Below are 13,480 nucleotides of genomic sequence, written 5' to 3' on the forward strand. Positions count from 1 at the left end.
CTGAAAACACACCACCATGAGAAATATCGACATCTGGATTCTGCTGATCGCCATTTCATTATCAAGCTGCATGAACTTAAATCAGAAATATCACCAAAAACATGAAGGAATCGACGACTTTTCACGCTGGCTGCAAGATCCTTGCATCCGCTCTTGTCTGCATCAGTAGCTGGTTTTCAGCTTCCGCCTTTGCCAACGTTTTCGACTACAACAACTCCGGCATAGTCAAAGCATCCAGCGGCAATTATTACCTTGTCGAAGGTAAAAACGTCACACAGATTTCACCTAAAAAGGCGATGAGCCTGCAATACAAATTCCCCGTCAATACCACGCGCGGCGCTCAGGAAGTCGCTTTCGTCCGGCAAGCAACACCGTACATTCCTAAAATCGGTGCCGCCGTAACAACAATGGCTAAACGGCTTGGTCCCGCCGGTATGGCCATATCGGCCTGCGATCTGACCAACATCTGCAATCAAGCCGGTCAGTGGCTCACAATGACGCCGGACCTGCCGGACGGCAACACGCAATGGACATGCTACGGCTCAACCGTTCTCACACTCTCCGTTTGCCGCAACGATCACACCCTTGGTTATGCCTGTGCCGATGCTAATGTGCAATGTACCGACGATAAATTAGGCCCTGACGGCAAAACCTATACTTTTAAACGTGCGATAAACAACGGCCCGCAATCCTTAATTACGTTGTCTCGTGGAACACCAGTTTCAGTTACTTCAACCGGTTCGCCAACGCAAGATTCCGATTGGGCGCTTGCGGAATCGAAGTTAAATGATTCAAGGTTTGTCGATGAATTGGTATCCAAAAACGAGCAAGTACCGATTAATCTTCCAGCCATGACCAATTCCCCAATGCGTCAATTGGTCAGCGACGTTTATGATCCGCAATTCAATTCATCCGGAACCCAAACCGGCACTAAAAGAACCCTGACCGAGCTTGTCATTGAAGATGCCGCAACAACGGACAAACCGAATCAGATCAACGTCAAGGAAGAAGCGACGACGACTTACTACGACAATACCGGTAACGTTGTCGGCACCATCACAAAATCCACCACCGAAGTGACTCAACAAACACCGCAACCCGCGCAGCATGCCCGGTCAAGAGCCTTGCAACGTTCTGATTGACGAACGCGGCGTGCAAACCGCAATTGCCGCGCTCGATCCCTTGGGACAAACCGCAACCAACAATGTCACCGCTGCATTCGATTCCGCCAATAATTCAATCCTGAGCCGCTCGGGCGGTGTTGGTTCCGGTATGGCTTGGCCGTGGCAAGTCAACGCCGGTTCATGCTCGCCGTTGGTCATCGATGCGCAAAAAGGCCTGGTACTCGATCCCTGTCCGCATATCCCGCTGATTCACTAGATTCTCGGCTATGTGTTCTATGTGCTGACGGCCATCGCTATTTTTAACGTGTTTTTCCAACCTAAAACAACATAGGGAGATTAAATGCCTATCTTTGTTACGCTGTTTACCGGGATTTTTAGCTGGTTCATGAGCGTTTTCGCGCTCTTCCTCACCAAGAAATTTGCGCAAGTGGCTGCGGTCGTCACTGCTATGACCGCCTTGACAGCCGGACTTGTCGCATTGTTCACAGGCTTACTAGTCGGCATTCAAGCCAGTTTGCCGCCGGGCGGTGAATTGGCCTTCGCCATGCTGCCGCCGAACACTACGCCATGCTTGGGCGCTTATGCTTCCGCCGTCATCGCCAAATGGGTCTATGACTGGAATCACAAGATTATTCAGTACACTTTATTCTGAGGTCAAAAATGGCTGTTTATGCAGTTACCGGAGACTTGGGAAGCGGTAAATCCCTCATCACGGTCGGACTCATGCGCGACTATGGCGCGGCCAAAAAGCGCATCGCCACCAATATGAACATCAACCCGCAAAACCTGTGGCCGGACAATAGCGACATCATGCCGGTTAGACTTAGTGACTTCCCGAGTTCAAAAGAACTGTGGGCGATGGGGAAGGGCAGCGATTCGCCGGATGAATCCACCTTCGGCGCGCTCGTCCTCGATGAACTGGGCGCGTCCATGAATACCCGAGACTGGAACGACAAGGACAGGAAGGAAATCATCAAATTCTTTCTGCACACCCGAAAGCTCGGCTGGGACGTGTTCCTGCTGGTGCAGCATATCGATATGCTCGACAAACAGATCAGGAATGCCGTGGTTGAGCATCTGGTTGTGTGCAAGCGCCTGGATCGGGTGAAAATCCCGTTTATCGGTTCACTGCTGCAAATCGCCGGATTCTCCGGCAAGTTCATGAAGCTGCACGTCGCTTCCGTCAAGTACGGCAAAAGCAATCATGCGCCGGTCGTCAACCGCTGGTACTACACCGGCCACGTCATTCTATACCCGAGCCTATTCACCTGCTACGACACCCGGCAAATCTTCACCGACGATTCCGCGCCCTACGTCATGCTTTCATCCAAGCAACTGCACCAATGGTACGGGGAGGGCGCTCGTTCGGTCGTCGGAAAACTCATTAATCCGCCGAAAAAGATCAACCAGCAACCACAACGGCTGCTATCAAAACCTAAGCACCCGCTGGTTCAGAAAATCATGAAATTGCCACCCGAAAGACGCATTGAGTTTATTCAGAGATTTGAGGCTTGCGGGGCTTTAGATCGTTGACTTACTAATCGGAGAAAATATAAGCAATAGGCTTAGTTAAAAATAAACCATCTGCCTATTTCTTACTTCGTTGCCGCGGCTTAGTCTGATAGTGTAATTTTTCTATATCGTTTATTCAGTGCGCAGTTATGGAAGGTATAACCCTTGAATCAATCATCACATGTCCATTTTGTGGTTTTATGGAGACTGCGGTGATGCCCACGAATTCCTGTCAGTTTTACTACGACTGCTATCGCTGCGGAGCTCTGCTTAAACCAAAACCGGGCGATTGCTGCGTTTTTTGCTCTTATGGTTCCGTCAAATGTCCGCCTGTGCAGCAACAAAATTCTAATTGCTGTCCCGAATAAAGCAGTTCAAGGCACTGCGAGCCCAAGGGTCGCGCCGCCGACCGGCGCGAGGGACATGTAGGGCGAAGCCCGGAATGCTGTCCCGAACCTTACCACCTCATAAATTTTTCCCCTCCTATTCCTTATTGCTGAACTGGTTTATATTTTTGCTTGCCCGCCGCTAAACTATCAATAATTATTATTTCTGGTGTTTAGATATGATTAACGTTCAGGCAATTTTTGCAGAATCATTAACCAATTCAATGAATGCATTACTAAATCAACCCTTAATTCCATATCTTGTTATTGGCTCTGTAACGTTGGCATTTTTAATGCTGCTTCTGAAACTTACACTTATATCACTTGGCAGGCTTGTTGATTTTAAATATAAATCCTTGGGAACATTATTTTCTGACGCTGAACAGTGTTTTTTCCATGTGCTAAAGCAATCTTTATCTGATCAGTATGAAATCTTTGCAAAGGTGCGCATTGCTGACATATTAACCCCCGACCACACACTGAGCCGGAGAAACTGGAAATCTGCATTTTTCAAAATCTCATCCAAGCATTTTGATTATGTCCTTTGCGACAAAGAAACGCTTGCTGTAGTTGCTGTTATTGAATTAGACGACAGAAGTCACGAATTGAGCAAATCACGCAGTCGAGATATTTTTGTCCAGGAAGCCTGCAGAACTGCCGGCCTGAAACTGCTCCGCTTCCCTTGCCGCAAGAACTACCACATTCAGACAGTACGGGAAAAAGTAATAAATTCCTTGAATTCTCCTGCTTAATTCCGAATGCTGCTTGTGAGGTATAATCCTGAAAAAAACCGAAAGGGGACAAAATCATGGAACTATCCGCAGTACTGACACCCGCACCCGAAGGCGGTTATGTAGCGTTCAATCCCGAAACCGGCACGACCACCCAGGGTGAAACCGTTGAAGAAGCCCTGGCCAATCTTGCTGAAGCAACCGAACTTTACCTTGAAGAATTCCCGACAACCATCACAACGCGTTCACTACTAACGACCTTCCAAGTCCCCGAACATGCCTAAGCTGCCCGTTATTTCGGGAATGGAAGCAGTCCGAGCGCTTGAAAAACTCGGTTTCTCGGTAGTGCGCCAGCGCGGTAGTCACATCGTTTTGCGAAAAGAATCATCCGGCTGTGTTGTGCCTAATCATAGCGAATTAAAAACTGGAACTTTAGCAGGGATACTCAAACAAGCTGGAGTTTCAATTTCTGAATTTACTGCAGCATTGCGTAATTAACTTTATCACACTGTATTTTTTTCTTTAGGCACTATTATATGACTACAAATATTGTTCTATTTAATCATAAAGGCGGTGTTAGCAAAACGACTACTACTTATAATTTAGGTTGGATGTTAGCTTTGCAAAATAAACGAGTATTACTGGTAGATGCTGACCCTCAATGTAATCTTTCAAGTTTAATTCTAGGTGAAGAATTTGAGAAATATTATCTAAATCCAGCAACTTGTTACCAAAATATAAAAGATGGTGTTAAGGTTACTTTTCAAGGAAAACCCAAACCGATTGAGCCAGTTAAGTGCTTTAGTCCTCCCGCCAATGGCAATTTATTCTTATTGGCTGGTCATGCGGATTTAAGTGAATATGATGCAGCATTGAGTTTTGCTCAAAATTCAAATAATGCCATTACTGCACTTGAAAATTTGCCTGGTGCATTTAACGAATTATTAAAAAAAACATCTGAGCTATATGAAATTGATTTTGTACTGATAGATCTTAATCCTGGACTGAGTGCTATTAATCAGAATCTTTTTATCTCAAGTGACGCTTTTATTATCCCTACTAATCCAGATCCTTTTTCAATTATGGCTCTTAATACACTGACTGTTATATTACCGCGATGGGTTGATTGGGCTAATCGGATGCGATCTATGTTTGCAGAAGCAACTTATCCATTACCGTCTTCACAACCTAAATTCATCGGTGAATTAATTCAGCGGTTCAATATGAGAAAAGGTAAGGCAGCAACTCCATATCGTGACAATATTACCGAAATTAAAGAGACAATCCGTGATAAGTTTGTTCCCGAACTCTCAAAAAATGGAATGCTTTTTTCTCGTGTTGCTTATGAAGAAGCAAAAATTCCAGAGGATTTTTGCGTATTGGAATTGAAAGATTTCCAGGGATTATTGCCAAAATCTTACGAGGCAGGAGTACCAATATTTGCTTTAACAAGAGATCAGCTTTCGGAATCCGGCCCAGTGCTAGAAGGTTTAGAAAATAATAGAGATAAATTTTATGCAGAATTTCAGGGTTTAGCTACAAAGATTATTGTTCTGGATAGATATGCAAAAAGCGATCAATCAATTTAATGGGAATATTAATGCTATCAACGAAATGGGAAGTCTTTATCATCATCTAACCAATGTTTTAAAGTTACCTAATGATTTATCAGATATTTTAAGATCACAAATTGTTTACTCAGTGAGCGCTTTAGATAAGCTAATACATGAACTTGTGAAGTGTGGGATGCTTCAAGCATTTAAGGGTCAGCGCACCAAAACAAAAAAATTCAATGATTTTGCGATATCTTTAGAAACTTACCATAATATTCAATCAATAAACCATGCAGCGGGTGATATCCTTCAATTAGTAACACCCGAATTCTATTTCGAGCAGGAGATTATTCTTAAGCATAAACATTTGGCTTTTCAAGATCCTGAAAAAATAGCTGATGCTTTAAGTTTTATTTGGGATGAAACGCAAAAATGGAAAAAAATTGCTTGCGCTCTAAATGAACCTGAAGATCCAATAAAAAAAAGATTAAAAATTATAGTAAGCCGTAGAAATCAAATTGTTCATGAAGCTGATATTTCTTTACAATCAAATCTGCGTAATCATATTGGGCATGTTGAAGTAATAGAATCAATAGGCCAGAATAACGATCTAATTTCTCCAGGTGTTAAACCACGCCGCCATTCAGGAATAAACAGCAAATTGTCCCTGAATACATGACCGTCCCAATCTTTACCCAATAGTGCGCTTACATCGCCTTCAATATATAACCTCTTGTATACTTTATTAAATATTCCATTTTTTCTGCGCAAAAGCGCCATCATGGCAAGTTTCTAAAATTAACGCTGTTCAATAAAAGCTATGTTTTGTATTGATTTAAAAGGTTTATATCACTTAGCGGATATAAGGGCATTCAGCAAACTGTGAATGATCTGAAGGGATTTGAAATGAAACTAAGACTTGATAATAACTTATGAATTTTTTGCCGCGCTTTAAGCAGCACATTATTAATTTTACATAATACAAAATATTCGAACATAGAACCATCTGAAACCGTTGCCCAGCTTGCGTGTGCGGAAGAGGGTGTCATTATCAAAATGACGCCTATAAAAAGTGCTGTGACCGTAAAACTTGCTGCTCTTGAAGTTGAGAAGCAACTTTCAAAAATCTTCCTTTTCTTTTCGTCTTTTTCGGTTACGAGATTGCTTGCTGCTATTACTTCTAGTCGATCTGCACCTATGTAGTCTGCTAAAACGATGCACATATCTGCAGAAAGTCCTTTTTTTCCGGCTTTTACCGCTCTTAAATAACCTGCTGTTACTCCTAGCGTTTTTGCTAGTTCAACTTGCTTTCCGGCTTTCCTTTCTGCTTGCTCGATATAGTTTTTCATTTCCATAGTGCAATTTTCCTATTGACAGCTACCATTTAGTAGCTATATTGTGGCTACCGTTTAGTAGCTGTATGTCTGCGGGATGATCATACAGTTCAATTTTCCCTAAGTCAAAAGAGGTTAATCATGAACTCATATCACTTAGCAATTCTTCAAGCCACCAATAACGGCCGGTTTCCAGAATTAGGCGATACCTGGCGCAATTACCACCCCGAAGCAGTTTTATCTGATAGCGATTACCCAGTTTTAACCGAAGCAAACGATTCAATGTAACCGGGTTCCGTGTTGAGCGATGAGGAAACGAAGAGCGAAACACGGAACCCATTTTTTTAATCTTCAATGGAGTAACAAAAAATGCCAAAAATGCTAGTTGTGAACGTAACCCGTACCCACGGAAACAAAAAATCTGACGGAAAACCCTATGACATGTATCAAATCACTGTATCCCTGCCTTTGCAGTCAGTTTCACAAGGCAATTACAACCAAGAAGGTTATGGAACAGTACCGGCCACAATGGAACTTGACCCGGCCATATTTCACCACTTCAAAAACCTCAAAGACCCCGTTTACCTCGATCTGACCATTGAGCAAGTTCTGCAATATGGCGAGATTAAAAACATGGTAACCGGCGTTTCTAATGTTGCAGTTCAACCGGCAAAAGTTGCTTGATCGGATAGTAACACTAGTCCGTTCACTGACAAATTGTCAGTAATCTTCCCGAAATTTTCACTCAATTTGATACCCGGTTAAGGACATGGCAAATGAAATCTTTATCGATTGGCTCACCATTTCTCAACTTCATGAGACTGAAGAACTCCACCCCATTTACTGCGGGGGAATCGTCGTCAACTATGATGCAATCGGTAGAGCTCGTCATGAAAGAGTTTGCGCCGCGACTTTTCCGGGATCACATGAAACAAGTCTTAGAATCAAAAGTGACGGTAAACATATATCACTCAGTGGAAACGTCGGCCGGTTTTCTCGCAAAGACAACCTGTTCAATCTGGGTTGGTCAGAAACTCTATCCAAAGCTAATAGAATTCTGTTGGGTAAAGGACTCCCGCCCTTCAGTTCTGGAGAAAGCTTTAATTCCTTTAATCAAGCGGACACCCGCGGTGCACGTGTATCTCGTCTGGACATCACCTGCAATTTTGCGACGGGTTCAGAATCTCAAGCAAGATCCCTCATTCGATGGTTATCAAATCGATCCGTGTCCAGAATGAAAAAAGGCAGGGCAGGGGATGAGTCCGTCTGGTGGGTCAATACCCGGCACATGCTCAAAGCCTACATCAAACACATTGAAATGCTGAAACACGGCTGCGCTGAAGATGATCCCGTCTATCTATGGTGCAAAGAACAAGGAGTGGTCAGAGTGGAAATTGAACTGAAAAAACGTCTTTTGCATGACGAAGGCTTGAACAAACTGGAAAACATCACGGATGAAAAGCTTATCGAAATATTTGAAAGTGAAACCGAGATTTTCCGCCGTGTCGACCGCAGCGACGAACCGGACATATTAGATGCCATTCCGGCGAAAAGCCGTATCTACGCTGCCGCTTGGTTTGCCGGTCAAGACCTTATGAATTTGGCTAGTGAACGTACCTTGTACCGTCACGCCAAAATCCTGCGCGAATACGGCATAGACATCATGGAACCGCGCAACATTGAGCAATTCCCGGTGAAAGTCCAGATCGTCGACTTGAAACCCTTATCAATGCCCGACTGGTACAGCCTGGAAGATGAAAAACCACGATTAAAAGCGGTAGGGGAGTGATTTATGCTCATTTCTGAAATTTTGACTTCTTCCGAATGCGTTGAATATAAGCGTTTACAGCGCAGATATTGGCGTTTTCACTCTTTACAGCGTCAGGGTATTTGTCCATCTACAAATCTTTTTCCTCTCGAAGAAGCTATTCAATTGAATGATTTCATGGAACGAATAAAACAAGCCAAAAAATTAAGTGATTCCAGCCTATAGGCTCCAATCCGGGGCTTATGGGGTGCAATCCCGCACCAATCAACCTTTAAGGAGAAACAAACGATGTTACAAACCATCAAAAACCTGTACCGCAAATCTGTAGATGCCGTGACGGCTATCGGTCGCAATATCAAATCTTTCTTTTCGCCAGCAATCGAAGGCGAATATCTAGGGAAGGGCGATGTTATGCGCCGTTCCTTCAACCCGCGCGGCTCCCTGGCGTTTGCATTGACGTTCTGCTTCCTGATGCTGCCAGCGGTCAGCTTCGCCGCCGTACCCGCTGACGTGACCACCGCCATCACCACGGCCGCAACCGACGTTGCCACCGTAGGCGCTGCCGTCATCGTCGTGATGGTCGGTATTAAAGTCTGGAAGTGGCTTAAACAAGCTCTGTAGCCTATCACTGAGGGGGGAAACCCCCTCTTTAACCATTGGGGGAATTATGGGCTATAGATTTCAAGGCGTTTGCCATGACACGCTTTTTGACATGCACGCCGCTTTTTCAGAATTTTGTCACGCAACCGGTAGCGGCCTTGGCTCCTACTATCTATCTTGCACACCGGATTCAGGCGGCTTTGTCGTGATGCAGGTTTATAACGCCACCAACGGCACGCCCGGCACCGCATGGAATTACAACCCGCCACAAATCGCATGTGATTCATCGGTAGCCATCAGCGATGCGGTATCACTCTCCTGGCAGCTTGCCCTTATCCTTGTAACCGCCTTCGGCATTCGCGTAATCATCAAAGCACTTAATCAATGACATGGAACCTCTTATCTATCATCTCGGCTACATCCTGGCATTCCTGGGGGCAATATGGCTCATTATCACCGCTTAATCTTTCTTCTCTGCTGCCTCTATCCCTCGATCACCTTCGCCACCCTTGGAAACGGAGTCGGTGAAGTCAATCTCGCCGGCTGGATCAAACAAACTGACGGCACCTATGCCAAAGCCTTCACCAATGCCGACGGCACCGGCTCGAAAGTCACGCTGACCAGTGCGCCCAAAGGTATCACCACCACTTCAACCGCCTTAGTCCAAACATCAAAAGGCGCAATCGGCATGGACATCGAAAAAACGGTCAATGTTGCCACATCGAGACTTGGGCCTGCGGTCGCCGCTTTTGCCAAAAAAGCCGGACCGCTCGGCATGGCGGTTACTGCTGCTTCCTTGGTCTGCGAATTGACCAACATCTGCAACCAGGCCGGTGAATGGCTGATGAAAACGCCCGGCCTTCCGGATGGAAACTCAATGTGGATATGCTACGGCTCGACGGAACTGTCTTTAAATGTCTGCCGCAACGATCAAACGCTAGGCTACGCCTGCGGCAAAGGAAACGTCACCTGTGACAGCGACGAGGTAGCAAGTGACGGCCTATCGTACACCTTCAAACGCTACATCAGCGGCACTTTCGCCGGAACCATCACACTGACCCGCAGCACTCCGGTAACGGTCGAAAACACTTACGCGCCGCTCACCGGCACGGATTGGGATAATGCCGCTACCAAACTCAACGACGACCGCTTCACACCCCACCTGATCGATGCCGGTGAATCCGTCCCGACCGATGCCGTGCCAACTCTCACACCGGGACAAAAACGGGATTTAGGCAAGGATGTAGAACCCACCAAGGATTCCAGCGGCAACATAACCGGAAGAAAAGAAACCACCACAGCCGCCGAAGTCGTCGACAACGGCACGGCTGACAAGCCGGGCAGTGTGATCATCAAAGAAACGAAAGTCACGAATTACTATGACAACAGCAATACGCTGATCAATTCGGAAACGGCAACCAGCTACACCAACCAGCCGACCAAGGAAGAACCGTCACAAATCACGATTTCATTCGATACCGTGCCGGAAGCCACCCTTCAAACCTACAGCATCCCGAACACCTTCGCTTCAAATAGCTGGGGCTCCGGATCGTGTCCGCCCAATATCGATGTAACCCTGACAAATTTTGCTTTCACCATCCCAACCCAGCCGGTTTGTGACACAGCAGAAATGATCAATCCCTTTGTTCTGCTGATCGCCTCATTAATTGGCATTTACATCATCTCTGGAGTACGCGGCGGCAACGCCACGTAATGACCCATGAACATACTTATCCCTTTAGGCGCTTTCCTGTCTGCCGGTGTCGGTTTTCTTGCAATCCGGGCTTTAACCGGTGTCGGAGTCGGCTTAATCTCTTACGGTGCCGTGCTGATCGTCATCGAGCAACTGTTTAGCCTGGCACAAGGCTACTACAACAACATTCCGGCCTTTGCTCTGCAAATCGTTGGCCTCGCCGGATTCGGCCAGGCCATCGGCATCATCGCGGGCGCCATCACCTTCCGGGCAACTTTCGTATTCATGTCACGCTTGGGAGTCATACCGAAATGAGCATTACTCTAATCACCGGCAAACCCGGCACCGGAAAAACCGTTTTCGCCGTCTCCGGATACATCAAACCCGAACTGGAAAAAGGCCGCATCGTATACACCAATGGCATACCGGATCTGAAATTCAGTCACATTGAGCTCACTAATGAAGATTTGAATCGCTGGGATGTGCGTGAACCGGTAGAGGGTCGCAAAGGTGTTTATGAGCTCACTACGGTCAAGGAAGATGCTCTTATCGTTGTTGATGAAGCCGCCGACGTCTGGCCAGCGGTCAACTTAAAAGTGATTCCTGAATACCTACAGTATTTAAGAAAACACCGCAAACACGCGCTGGACTTCCTGCTGCTCACGCAAGACCCGCATTTCCTGCATCCGCATGTACTGCTGAACGTCGATAAGCATATTCACCTGGTCACCGACTGGCGCGGCACATACTCGTATGAATGGCCGGAATACTGCGTGAATCCGATCATGCCGAGCAACCAAAGCCGGGCGGTATCGAAACCGTACAAACTGGACAAATCGGTATTCAGTGAATTCTATTCAGCGACTAAGCACCTGCCGAAACAAAAGCGCTCAGTCCCGAAAATGGTCTATGCAGCAGTATTCATGCTGTTTGCCGTCCCCGCAATGGGTTTCATGACCTATTCCACCATCAGCAGCAAACTGGAAAACCCCATCGGTTCAAACCTGGCCAAGCAGGAAGAACCAAAAACAGAACAAACCGCGAAGCAGGGGAGCGATACACCGCAAACCGTCATACCCACGGCCCAACCGGCCACCGATAACGCACCGGTCAAACAATCGCTTTCCATGCTCTCGGAATCCGTCGACTGGGGACAAGTCGCCGCCTGTATGTCCAGCAAATCGAACTGCATCTGCTACGGCCACAAAGCGCAACGCCTCAACATCGACCCGCAAACCTGTAATGCAGCCATTGATTATGGCTGGATATCTTCAACCAAAATGTAAAAGGAGTTTATATGATCATCATTAAACATCATAAAAACGGTGAAATCGTTGACCATCGAACTTTTCCGCTAGCCATTCGCGGTTTATCTCATGCTATTTACTGGCTGCGGGAATTGCGTTCCAACAACGACCCGTACTTATTGCTTAATCAACAGCCGGATTCATGGCTTGAAGTTGATGGAATCCGGATTCCGGATTCTGTGCTTTTTCAACTGTCTAAAGAAATTCACTGCGGCCACTTCTTGAAACGATTTATTCAGGATCATGCAAAGCCGGTTACGCAGTCGGAATATAAAAAGTAGGGGGCATGTTTATTTTTTGATCTGATTTTATTTAATTTTTGGAGCAGTCGGGGCATAATGCCCACGGCTGCGGATAGGGTCGCTCCCGAACGCTAGTACATCCTGCTAGTTTCCGCAGCTTTCACCCAGGATGCGGAAGGATGCCGTAAAATGCATATTATCCAGAAGTTTGTTAAGGATTCTCAGAATCTGCTTGATTCTATTGAATTAGATTCAAATAATCCTTATCTATCAAATACACTGATTCTGAAGCTAGATGAAGTGTCTATTCAGCAAGTATCCGATGCTGTTTTTATCGTTCGTTGTTATGAAAACGGTCAGAATTATCCTGATCCGCACTATGTAGCGATGACGATTGTCATTGATTCGGACAGCTACTTTGTTTTTGCTTACCTGTGCCGGAATGGTCTTTCACCATCGTTGAAGCACAATAAGCAGATTCACGCTTTCTTCAAGAAAATGGGCTTGAAACCGGCTTACGTCCGGGGCAAGCACATTCACGTCATGGATAAGTAAGACCCCGTTTCTTGCTTTGCTGTTCTCCCGCAAGGGTCGCGCCGCCGACCGGCGCGAAGGGTATGCCCCGCAAGGGGCATGCTGCCCGATCCCTAGCATGGATTAATTTGATCCTGACTTCCTTTATTGCTGAACGCATTATTATTAATTTTTGTTTTTAGGCGCTTATTCTTTTAATCCAAGAATATTTTTCCAACATAGTTGTGTGTAAACTAAATCAAAGCACTGCCTATCAAGATATCTACCTTTTATTGGCGGCTTCTCGGCTGCACGTTGAATTGCGCTTGATACTTCTTCACGAATTTCACTTTCTGACTGTGACTCTATAAACGATATCTCAAAAATCTTTCCAAGATTGGAAAATTTTTTTCTTGCACCACGACGTATTCTTCTAGAATTTATGAACCATAATTCGCCGCGAATTTGTGACCCCAATCTATAAAGCTTTAACCAACCGATTACTTCATTGTAGTTCCACATAGGCCAGTGATTTAGATCATAAAATGTACCAGCATTTTGATAACTATCAGGCGAAATAGATTTTATTTTTTTCAATGGTTCCAGAAATTTATCTTTGCCTTCCTTGAGCTCTTTATAATATTTGTCGGGTGAACAACGATAAATCCCAATTTCAAAAAAATATTCTGCTCTCATTATGAAATTTTTAAGCCCATA

22 protein-coding genes are annotated in these 13,480 nt (G+C 45.5%); 20 read left to right on the forward strand and 2 right to left on the reverse strand.

The window, feature by feature from the left end; genetic code table 11:
• The first annotated feature begins 101 nt into the window (after positions 1-101).
• From HRU77_00950 to HRU77_00990, 9 genes are all read left to right on the forward strand, one after another.
• The gene (locus tag HRU77_00950) at positions 102-1,142 is read left to right on the forward strand and encodes a hypothetical protein (GenBank protein QOJ19386.1); all 1,041 of its coding nucleotides are present in this window, start codon (positions 102-104) and stop codon (positions 1,140-1,142) included.
• Positions 1,108-1,380, forward strand: coding sequence for a hypothetical protein (locus HRU77_00955; protein ID QOJ19387.1), 273 nt, complete (start codon positions 1,108-1,110; stop codon positions 1,378-1,380). Before HRU77_00950 ends, HRU77_00955 begins: the two co-directional genes overlap by 35 nt.
• A gap of 84 nt (positions 1,381-1,464) precedes the next feature.
• The gene (locus tag HRU77_00960) at positions 1,465-1,776 is read left to right on the forward strand and encodes a DUF5455 family protein (GenBank protein QOJ19388.1); all 312 of its coding nucleotides are present in this window, start codon (positions 1,465-1,467) and stop codon (positions 1,774-1,776) included.
• An 8-nt stretch (positions 1,777-1,784) separates the two neighbouring features.
• Positions 1,785-2,657 carry a zonular occludens toxin gene (locus tag HRU77_00965; protein ID QOJ19389.1) on the forward strand — a complete coding sequence of 291 codons (873 nt, stop codon included), beginning with the start codon at positions 1,785-1,787 and terminating at the stop codon, positions 2,655-2,657.
• Between the two features lie 589 nt (positions 2,658-3,246).
• The gene (locus HRU77_00970; GenBank protein QOJ22015.1) at positions 3,247-3,774 is read left to right on the forward strand and encodes a DUF2726 domain-containing protein; all 528 of its coding nucleotides are present in this window, start codon (positions 3,247-3,249) and stop codon (positions 3,772-3,774) included.
• Positions 3,775-3,830: 56 nt separating this feature from the next.
• The gene (locus tag HRU77_00975; GenBank protein QOJ19390.1) at positions 3,831-4,037 is read left to right on the forward strand and encodes a type II toxin-antitoxin system HicB family antitoxin; all 207 of its coding nucleotides are present in this window, start codon (positions 3,831-3,833) and stop codon (positions 4,035-4,037) included.
• Positions 4,030-4,251 (forward strand): type II toxin-antitoxin system HicA family toxin, encoded by a 222-nt coding sequence (locus tag HRU77_00980; GenBank protein ID QOJ19391.1) that lies wholly within the window; start codon positions 4,030-4,032, stop codon positions 4,249-4,251. Before HRU77_00975 ends, HRU77_00980 begins: the two co-directional genes overlap by 8 nt.
• Positions 4,252-4,289: 38 nt before the next feature.
• Positions 4,290-5,342, forward strand: a complete 1,053-nt coding sequence (locus HRU77_00985; protein ID QOJ19392.1) for a ParA family protein — start codon at positions 4,290-4,292, stop codon at positions 5,340-5,342.
• Entirely contained in the window at positions 5,317-5,985 is a 669-nt protein-coding gene (locus tag HRU77_00990; GenBank protein QOJ19393.1) for a hypothetical protein, read from the forward strand. Before HRU77_00985 ends, HRU77_00990 begins: the two co-directional genes overlap by 26 nt.
• Positions 5,986-6,178: 193 nt before the next feature.
• Here the strand turns inward: HRU77_00990 and HRU77_00995 are convergent, their stop codons facing one another.
• Positions 6,179-6,661, reverse strand: coding sequence for a hypothetical protein (locus HRU77_00995; GenBank protein ID QOJ19394.1), 483 nt, complete (start codon positions 6,659-6,661; stop codon positions 6,179-6,181).
• A 120-nt stretch (positions 6,662-6,781) separates the two neighbouring features.
• Between HRU77_00995 and HRU77_01000 the strand changes: the two genes are divergently transcribed.
• From HRU77_01000 to HRU77_01050, 11 genes are all read left to right on the forward strand, one after another.
• Entirely contained in the window at positions 6,782-6,928 is a 147-nt protein-coding gene (locus HRU77_01000) for a hypothetical protein (protein ID QOJ19395.1), read from the forward strand.
• 81 nt (positions 6,929-7,009) lie between these two features.
• The gene (locus tag HRU77_01005; protein ID QOJ19396.1) at positions 7,010-7,324 is read left to right on the forward strand and encodes a hypothetical protein; all 315 of its coding nucleotides are present in this window, start codon (positions 7,010-7,012) and stop codon (positions 7,322-7,324) included.
• Positions 7,325-7,874: 550 nt separating this feature from the next.
• Entirely contained in the window at positions 7,875-8,429 is a 555-nt protein-coding gene (locus tag HRU77_01010) for a hypothetical protein (GenBank protein QOJ22016.1), read from the forward strand.
• A gap of 3 nt (positions 8,430-8,432) precedes the next feature.
• Positions 8,433-8,633: a hypothetical protein gene (locus HRU77_01015; GenBank protein ID QOJ19397.1), complete on the forward strand. Its 201-nt coding sequence runs from the start codon at positions 8,433-8,435 to the stop codon at positions 8,631-8,633.
• A gap of 246 nt (positions 8,634-8,879) precedes the next feature.
• Complete coding sequence (locus tag HRU77_01020; protein ID QOJ22017.1) at positions 8,880-9,029, forward strand: methyltransferase; 150 nt, start codon at positions 8,880-8,882, stop codon at positions 9,027-9,029.
• A gap of 46 nt (positions 9,030-9,075) precedes the next feature.
• Positions 9,076-9,396: a hypothetical protein gene (locus tag HRU77_01025; protein ID QOJ19398.1), complete on the forward strand. Its 321-nt coding sequence runs from the start codon at positions 9,076-9,078 to the stop codon at positions 9,394-9,396.
• A gap of 54 nt (positions 9,397-9,450) precedes the next feature.
• Complete coding sequence (locus tag HRU77_01030) at positions 9,451-10,722, forward strand: hypothetical protein (protein QOJ19399.1); 1,272 nt, start codon at positions 9,451-9,453, stop codon at positions 10,720-10,722.
• A gap of 6 nt (positions 10,723-10,728) precedes the next feature.
• Entirely contained in the window at positions 10,729-11,016 is a 288-nt protein-coding gene (locus HRU77_01035; protein ID QOJ19400.1) for a DUF2523 domain-containing protein, read from the forward strand.
• Positions 11,013-11,987, forward strand: coding sequence for a zonular occludens toxin (locus HRU77_01040; GenBank protein ID QOJ19401.1), 975 nt, complete (start codon positions 11,013-11,015; stop codon positions 11,985-11,987). The genes HRU77_01035 and HRU77_01040 overlap by 4 nt, the downstream gene beginning before the upstream one ends.
• A gap of 11 nt (positions 11,988-11,998) precedes the next feature.
• Positions 11,999-12,289 carry a hypothetical protein gene (locus tag HRU77_01045; GenBank protein QOJ19402.1) on the forward strand — a complete coding sequence of 97 codons (291 nt, stop codon included), beginning with the start codon at positions 11,999-12,001 and terminating at the stop codon, positions 12,287-12,289.
• Positions 12,290-12,550: 261 nt separating this feature from the next.
• Positions 12,551-12,805, forward strand: coding sequence for a hypothetical protein (locus HRU77_01050; GenBank protein ID QOJ19403.1), 255 nt, complete (start codon positions 12,551-12,553; stop codon positions 12,803-12,805).
• Positions 12,806-12,970: 165 nt separating this feature from the next.
• On the opposite strand, the gene HRU77_01055 is transcribed toward HRU77_01050, so the two are convergent.
• Entirely contained in the window at positions 12,971-13,459 is a 489-nt protein-coding gene (locus HRU77_01055) for a hypothetical protein (protein QOJ19404.1), read from the reverse strand.
• Positions 13,460-13,480: the final 21 nt, after the last annotated feature.

The organism is Gammaproteobacteria bacterium (assembly GCA_015709615.1).
Classification (GTDB): Bacteria; Pseudomonadota; Gammaproteobacteria; order Burkholderiales; family Nitrosomonadaceae; genus Nitrosomonas.

Excerpts from the sequence above, each read along its gene's own strand:
- HRU77_01025 (QOJ19398.1), top strand. The coding sequence starts at position 9,076 with ATGGGCTATAGATTTCAAGGCGTTTGCCATGACACGCTTTTTGACATG.
- HRU77_01035 (QOJ19400.1), top strand. The coding sequence starts at position 10,729 with ATGAACATACTTATCCCTTTAGGCGCTTTCCTGTCTGCCGGTGTCGGT.
- HRU77_01015 (QOJ19397.1), top strand. The coding sequence starts at position 8,433 with ATGCTCATTTCTGAAATTTTGACTTCTTCCGAATGCGTTGAATATAAG.
- HRU77_00995 (QOJ19394.1), bottom strand. The coding sequence starts at position 6,661 with ATGGAAATGAAAAACTATATCGAGCAAGCAGAAAGGAAAGCCGGAAAG.
- HRU77_01040 (QOJ19401.1), top strand. The coding sequence starts at position 11,013 with ATGAGCATTACTCTAATCACCGGCAAACCCGGCACCGGAAAAACCGTT.
- HRU77_01055 (QOJ19404.1), bottom strand. The coding sequence starts at position 13,459 with ATGAGAGCAGAATATTTTTTTGAAATTGGGATTTATCGTTGTTCACCC.
- HRU77_00950 (QOJ19386.1), top strand. The coding sequence starts at position 102 with ATGAAGGAATCGACGACTTTTCACGCTGGCTGCAAGATCCTTGCATCC.
- HRU77_01000 (QOJ19395.1), top strand. The coding sequence starts at position 6,782 with ATGAACTCATATCACTTAGCAATTCTTCAAGCCACCAATAACGGCCGG.
- HRU77_00970 (QOJ22015.1), top strand. The coding sequence starts at position 3,247 with ATGAATGCATTACTAAATCAACCCTTAATTCCATATCTTGTTATTGGC.
- HRU77_00980 (QOJ19391.1), top strand. The coding sequence starts at position 4,030 with ATGCCTAAGCTGCCCGTTATTTCGGGAATGGAAGCAGTCCGAGCGCTT.
- HRU77_00985 (QOJ19392.1), top strand. The coding sequence starts at position 4,290 with ATGACTACAAATATTGTTCTATTTAATCATAAAGGCGGTGTTAGCAAA.
- HRU77_01010 (QOJ22016.1), top strand. The coding sequence starts at position 7,875 with ATGAAAAAAGGCAGGGCAGGGGATGAGTCCGTCTGGTGGGTCAATACC.
- HRU77_00975 (QOJ19390.1), top strand. The coding sequence starts at position 3,831 with ATGGAACTATCCGCAGTACTGACACCCGCACCCGAAGGCGGTTATGTA.
- HRU77_01020 (QOJ22017.1), top strand. The coding sequence starts at position 8,880 with ATGCTGCCAGCGGTCAGCTTCGCCGCCGTACCCGCTGACGTGACCACC.
- HRU77_01005 (QOJ19396.1), top strand. The coding sequence starts at position 7,010 with ATGCCAAAAATGCTAGTTGTGAACGTAACCCGTACCCACGGAAACAAA.
- HRU77_01045 (QOJ19402.1), top strand. The coding sequence starts at position 11,999 with ATGATCATCATTAAACATCATAAAAACGGTGAAATCGTTGACCATCGA.
- HRU77_00960 (QOJ19388.1), top strand. The coding sequence starts at position 1,465 with ATGCCTATCTTTGTTACGCTGTTTACCGGGATTTTTAGCTGGTTCATG.
- HRU77_00965 (QOJ19389.1), top strand. The coding sequence starts at position 1,785 with ATGGCTGTTTATGCAGTTACCGGAGACTTGGGAAGCGGTAAATCCCTC.
- HRU77_01030 (QOJ19399.1), top strand. The coding sequence starts at position 9,451 with ATGGCTCATTATCACCGCTTAATCTTTCTTCTCTGCTGCCTCTATCCC.
- HRU77_00955 (QOJ19387.1), top strand. The coding sequence starts at position 1,108 with ATGCCCGGTCAAGAGCCTTGCAACGTTCTGATTGACGAACGCGGCGTG.
- HRU77_00990 (QOJ19393.1), top strand. The coding sequence starts at position 5,317 with ATGCAAAAAGCGATCAATCAATTTAATGGGAATATTAATGCTATCAAC.